General features: G+C 33.2%; 7 protein-coding genes. All 7 read right to left on the reverse strand.

Annotation, left to right across the window (positions count from 1 at the left end):
• Positions 1-104: 104 nt before the first annotated feature.
• Positions 105-920, reverse strand: coding sequence for an RnfABCDGE type electron transport complex subunit B (locus VK998_RS00090; RefSeq protein ID WP_325224112.1), 816 nt, complete (start codon positions 918-920; stop codon positions 105-107).
• 11 nt (positions 921-931) lie between these two features.
• Complete coding sequence (rsxA, locus tag VK998_RS00095; protein ID WP_325224113.1) at positions 932-1,501, reverse strand: electron transport complex subunit RsxA; 570 nt, start codon at positions 1,499-1,501, stop codon at positions 932-934.
• Complete coding sequence (locus VK998_RS00100; protein WP_325224114.1) at positions 1,498-2,124, reverse strand: electron transport complex subunit E; 627 nt, start codon at positions 2,122-2,124, stop codon at positions 1,498-1,500. Before VK998_RS00100 ends, rsxA begins: the two co-directional genes overlap by 4 nt.
• Before the next feature lie 21 nt (positions 2,125-2,145).
• On the reverse strand, positions 2,146-2,721 hold the full coding sequence (locus VK998_RS00105) for an RnfABCDGE type electron transport complex subunit G (protein ID WP_325224117.1): 576 nt from the start codon (positions 2,719-2,721) through the stop codon (positions 2,146-2,148).
• Complete coding sequence (locus VK998_RS00110) at positions 2,722-3,759, reverse strand: RnfABCDGE type electron transport complex subunit D (RefSeq protein WP_414713530.1); 1,038 nt, start codon at positions 3,757-3,759, stop codon at positions 2,722-2,724.
• Between the two features lie 18 nt (positions 3,760-3,777).
• A complete protein-coding gene (gene rsxC / locus VK998_RS00115) occupies positions 3,778-5,109 on the reverse strand; it encodes an electron transport complex subunit RsxC (protein ID WP_325224119.1) in 1,332 nt (443 codons plus the stop codon).
• Between the two features lie 331 nt (positions 5,110-5,440).
• Positions 5,441-6,010 (reverse strand): DinB/UmuC family translesion DNA polymerase (locus tag VK998_RS00120; RefSeq protein WP_414713531.1); only part of this gene is annotated, 570 nt, incomplete at its 5' end.

Here is a 6,010-nt window from a genome sequence, read left to right on the forward strand (position 1 = left end):
AGTTTATCATTTATACTTTTTATTTACAAGTTAGATTTACAATCTTACCTTTTCTATTATAAATGAATTCTACCAAAAATAAAAGAGCCTAAATTTAGGCTCTTTTATTGGGCTACTGTTTTTGATTTCTCTAAACTTGAAAAGATTGCATTCGTAGGGCATTTTTCAGCACAAATACCACAGTTGATACATTTATCATAGTTAATTTTTGCTAAATAATTTTCAAAAGAAAATGCATCAACTGGACAATTTTTAACACAAATTTGACACCCAATGCATCCAGTGCTACAGTTGCCTCTAACTATTTTCCCTGGATCATTACTCTTACATTTAACTACTACTTCATTATCGTAAGGTATAAGCTCGATTATCCCTTTAGGACAAACACTTAAACATTTCTTACAAGCAGTACATTTATCCTTGTCTATGACTGCAATACCGTTTATTATTTGAATCGCATCAAATTCACAAACATCTTTACAAGTACCGCATCCTAAGCAACCATAAGAACAAGCCTTGCTACCTCCTGATAATATGTTTTGTGCTCTACAGTCCTCAATCCCATTGTAAATATATTTATCTTTTGCTTTATCACAATCTCCTTGACATAGTACAGTAGCTACTTCTCTAACACTTTCTGCTGCGTTTACTCCCATTATATTTGCTACCTTTTCAGCTACAGCATCCCCTCCAACACTACAAGCATTAACTGGAGCTTTGCCTTCAGCTATAGCATTAGCTAAACCATCACAACCTGGAAAGCCACAAGCACCACAGTTAGCTCCTGGTAAAACTTTTCTAACTTCTTCTACCTTTGGATTTACTTCCACTGAAAAAACCTTAGATGCCAATGAAAGACTTGTACCAAATAGAAGTCCTAATCCACCCAATACAGTAACTGGATATAATATATCTATCATCTCATTACCTCCTATACAAGTCCATTAAATCCTAAGAATGCAATGGACATAAGACCTGCAGTTATTAATGCAATAGGAAAACCCTTTAAAGCTTCTGGTACATCGATTATTTCAAGTTTTTCTCTTATTCCAGAAATCAATACTAAAGCTAAGCCAAAACCAATAGATGCACCAAAAGCATTGAATATTGTTTCTATCAGTGTATATCCTTCTTGTATATTTAATATAGCTACTCCAAGCACAACACAGTTAGTAGTTATTAATGGAAGGTATACTCCCAGTGCATTATATAAAGTTGGGCTCATCTTTTTTAGTACCATTTCAACAAATTGAACCAATGCTGCTATAACAAGAATAAAAACGATAGTTTGTAAATACTCTAAACGACCAACTAAAATAGTATGATGTATTATATAGGTTATAATAGAGGATAATGTAACAACAAAAGTTACAGCAATCCCCATTCCAGTTGCAGTTTCAGTCTTGTTAGATACCCCCAAAAACGGACATATTCCTAAAAAACGAGCTAATACATAGTTATTCACAAAAATAGTACTTATCAATATAGTAAAAAGGTTCATCTAGCTTCCTCCTTTACCAAAGCTTCCTTTGTATCTTTTCTATTCCTTACACTATTAAAAATAGCTATTAATATTCCAAGCAAAATAAATGCTCCTGGTGGCATTATAAAGATTAATGCGGGTTCAAAGGAAGGACCAAATAACTGGATATCGAATATAGTTCCAGCTCCAAGTAATTCCCTTAAAATACTCAATACTAACAATGCTACAGTATAACCAATTCCCATACCTAAACCGTCTACTGCTGAGGTTAAAACATTGTTTTTTGAAGCAAAGGCTTCTGCTCTAGCTAAGATCATACAATTTACAACTATTAATGGTATAAATATTCCTAAAGCATTATACAAGTCTTGAGTATAAGCTTTCATAAACATTTCAACAATAGTAACAAAAGTTGCAATAACAACGATAAAAGCTGGTATACGAATCTTATCTGGAATTACCTTTCGAAGTAATGATATAACTACATTAGAACCAACCAACACAACCGTTGCAGCTAATCCCATTCCTAAACCATTAATAGCAGAAGTAGTTACCGCTAAAACGGAACACATACCAATTAACTGTACAAATATGGGATTCTCTTTTACTACTCCATTATAAAATACTTTAGATAACTTCAATATTTCCACCTCCACACTTTACTAATTAGCTAATTTCTCATTAAATAGTTCACGAACTATATTAACACCACCGACTATCGAATCTGTAGTTATGGTAGCACTAGTTAAAGCTTGTACTTCACTATCCCCTTGTGGACTTTTAGCCGATGTTATCTCATTAGCTACAGATTTATTCTTGAAGGAATTGGAGAAATAAGGTTTAGTTGAATTAGCCCCAAGTCCTGGAGTTTCTCCATGGTTTAATACCTTTAGGCCAGTAATTTTCCCATCTGTGGATATACCAGTCATAAATTCGATTTCCCCACCATAGCCATTTACTTTGATATTAAAAGTATAACCAACTAAATCTGAACCTTTATATCCTTCATTGACTTCAACAATATTTGTATTTGAGCCAACGATCTCTTTTAACCTGCTCTCATCTAATGAGCTAAACTCCTCAGCTCCTTCTAATACTTCCATCTTTGCCTTTTCCTTAGCCAATCTATCAGCTTCTGCAATCTTATCCGATGTAGCCATATTGGATAACCCAAGTATTAAAGCAGCTACTGCTGTAATTAAAAAAAGTATTAATCCTAACCTTAGGGTTTCGTTCATTTACTTCACCTCCCCAAAAACTTTAGGTCTAGTAAATCTTTCTATTAAAGGAGTTGCCACATTCATCAATAAAATTGAATAAGATACACCTTCTGGATAACCACCTTTAACTCGTATTAGAGCAGTCAGTATCCCAGCACCTACTCCAAAAATAATCCTTCCTAAAGGAGTTACTGGTGAAGATGCATAATCAGTTGCCATATAAAAAGCACCAAGTATTAATCCTCCACCTAACATGTGATAAGGTAAGAACTCAGCTTCTACACCAAATAACACTAACATGATGAAAGTAGTTCCTAAATAAAATACCGGGATCTTCCAGTCAATAACCTGTCTAATTATTAAATATGCAGCACCTATTAACAATAGTAATACTGAGGTTTCTCCTATAGCTCCTGGAATATTACCAACAAACATATTCCATAATGTAGGCAATTCTGCACCGGCTGCTTGTGAAGCGGATGTAGCAGCTTCAACTGTTGCAGAAGCACCACCATCTGTACCCATTCCATACTTCATTATAGCTAATGGAGTTGCAGTTGCAACAACATCTGGCCTCGTACCAGTAAAACTGGACATATGAGCTGGCCATGAAGTTAAAAGCATTGCTCTTGCTGCTAATGCTGGGTTCATAAAATTAGAACCTAAACCACCAAAAAATTGTTTCACTACTATAATTGCAAAAGCAGAACCCATAATCGGCAACCACCAAGGCGCACTCGCTGGCAAGTTAAATGCAATCAATATTCCTGTTATTATAGCTGAATAATCGTTTATCGTTATAGGTTTATTAAATATTTTTTGTATAACTGCCTCAAAAGCCATAGCTGAAGCTATAGAAATTAGTATTAATTTTAATGCATTAAATCCAAAAAAGTAAACGCTTCCTATAATAGCTGGTGTAAGCGCAATTATTACATCTAGCATTATCCTCTGTACAGATTCATTAGATCTTATATGAGGAGATGAAGAAACTAACAACATATTATCTAAAGCCACTTCTTTAGCTTTAGAAGTATCTATTACTTTACTATCCATTATTTCATATCCTCCTATCTATTTTGCTTTCTTTTTGGCGATTATTTCTCTTTTTGCCAATCTAATAGACTCCGCCAAAGGTCTTTTAGCTGGGCAAATATATGAACATGCTCCACATTCTACACAATCTAGGGCATGAAGTTCTTCTGCTTTATCAAAGTTTTTCTTTAAAGCAAAACTACTTAAATATAGTGGTTGTAATCTTACAGGGCATACATCTACACATTTGCCACATCTAATACAAGGTTGTATAGGCTCTGGCTTAGCCTCTTCTTCTGTCAATATCAAAATACCGCCTGTTCCCTTTATAACCGGTACATCTATTGAATATTGACTTAATCCCATCATTGGACCACCCATGAGAATTTTACCTGGAGAGTTTTCATTAAATCCTCCACATTGCTCTATCAAATCTTTAAAGGGAGTTCCAATCTTGGCAACAAGGTTTTTAGGTTCTTTTATTCCGTGACCAGTAACAGTTGTTATCCTCTCAAATAAAGGCTTCCCTTCCAAAATTGCTTCGGCAATAGCTTTAGTTGTTGAAATATTGGATACTACCGCTCCAACATCCATTGGTAATCCACCAGAAGGTACCATACGACCTAATGTAGCACTAATTAATCTTTTCTCATCTCCTTGAGGATATTTCACTTTTAAAGATGCTACATTAATGTTTTTTTCATCTTTACTAGCCTTTTTTAGAGACATTATTGCATCGGGTTTGTTTTTTTCAATTCCAATAATTCCTCTTTCTACTCCAACTGCCTTCATAATCGCCTTTAAACCAAATATAACCTTTTCCGGTTCTTCAACCATTATTCTATGGTCTGCAGTTAAATAGGGTTCACACTCTGCCCCGTTAATTAGAATTGTGTCAATCTTTTTATCTGAAGGAGGTGATAACTTTACATGAGTTGGAAAACTTGCCCCACCCATACCTGTAATACCTGCTTCTTTGATTATATCGATAATTTCCTTAGAAGATAAATCTTCTAAACTTCCCTTTGGTTTTACCGATTCGTGTAATTCATTCTTTCCATCAGATTCAATTACTACACAATTAACTGTAAGACCTGTTGGTATGGCCATACTAGTAATGCTTTTAATCGTACCAGATACCGATGAATGTACTGGTGCAGATACAAAAGCTTCTGATTGTCCAATTTTTTCACCAACCTTTACTATGTCTCCCACCTTTACCAATGGTTCACATGGTGCTCCAGTATGTTGATGTAATGGAATTACAACCATAGTTGGTTCTTTGGCCTTTTCTATAGATAGATTTTCTGTCAATTCCTTATAATGTGGTACACTTACCCCACCTCTGAAAGTGAGATTCTCTAACTTCATCCTTATTCCACCTCTTTTTCCTTATTCTTTTATTGTTTAAGTGATAAAAAATAAATAAACAATAATCAAGTTGAATCTTTAAATAATGGGTTCGGGCTACTTGTTTCCATTGTCCATTATAACATTATTTCCTTAGGTTGTATACCCTATAGACGTATTGAGATTTTTTTAACAATTAATTGACAAATAATATTTAATCAACTCATTACTAGTTATATTCACTGTTATAGGAGTTTGTATTTTAATAATAAAAAAATCAAATATGTTGATTTACTAATAAATTATATTGGTTATTGTTAAATAAAATACTTATAACATTCTACATCACTTTTCATATTTCCATACTTAACTGAATTGGATCTTCTGGATATATTAAATTAGATAAAGTTAAGCCAATAAGCCTTATATTCTTATCTAAACTAAACTTATTCATCAATATATCTTTACTAATTTTAAAAATTACCTTATCATCATTAGTAGGAATATTTAAAGTTATGCTTCTAGTTTCTACAGTAAAATCATTATATTTAATTTTTACAGTTATTGTTCTTATCAAATAATCTCTAGAAACCAATTTGTTTGCTAAGTTTATAGAATATAATTCTAATCTATCCACTAATATTTCAGGATCACTAATATCTTCTTGAAATGTTTCTTCTTCTCCTATAGATTGATTAATTATATTTATTTCTACAGGTCTGAAATCTATTCCATAAGAAAAATCATATAATTCCTTTCCTCTTTTACCAAATAAAGATATTAAAACATCTACATCATACCCTTGTATATCTCCAATATAATAGATGCCTAATTTATTTAATTCTCTTTCCATCTTTGGTCCAACACCCCACAATTTAGACACTGATAGTGGTTTTAAAAATTCCATTGCCTCTCCTTTTTT

Source organism: Schnuerera sp., from assembly GCF_035459645.1.
Lineage (GTDB): Bacteria > Bacillota > Clostridia > Tissierellales > Tepidimicrobiaceae > Schnuerera.

Excerpts from the sequence above, each read along its gene's own strand:
- rsxC (WP_325224119.1), bottom strand. The coding sequence starts at position 5,109 with ATGAAGTTAGAGAATCTCACTTTCAGAGGTGGGGTAAGTGTACCACAT.
- VK998_RS00105 (WP_325224117.1), bottom strand. The coding sequence starts at position 2,721 with ATGAACGAAACCCTAAGGTTAGGATTAATACTTTTTTTAATTACAGCA.
- VK998_RS00090 (WP_325224112.1), bottom strand. The coding sequence starts at position 920 with ATGATAGATATATTATATCCAGTTACTGTATTGGGTGGATTAGGACTT.
- rsxA (WP_325224113.1), bottom strand. The coding sequence starts at position 1,501 with ATGAACCTTTTTACTATATTGATAAGTACTATTTTTGTGAATAACTAT.
- VK998_RS00110 (WP_414713530.1), bottom strand. The coding sequence starts at position 3,759 with ATGGATAGTAAAGTAATAGATACTTCTAAAGCTAAAGAAGTGGCTTTA.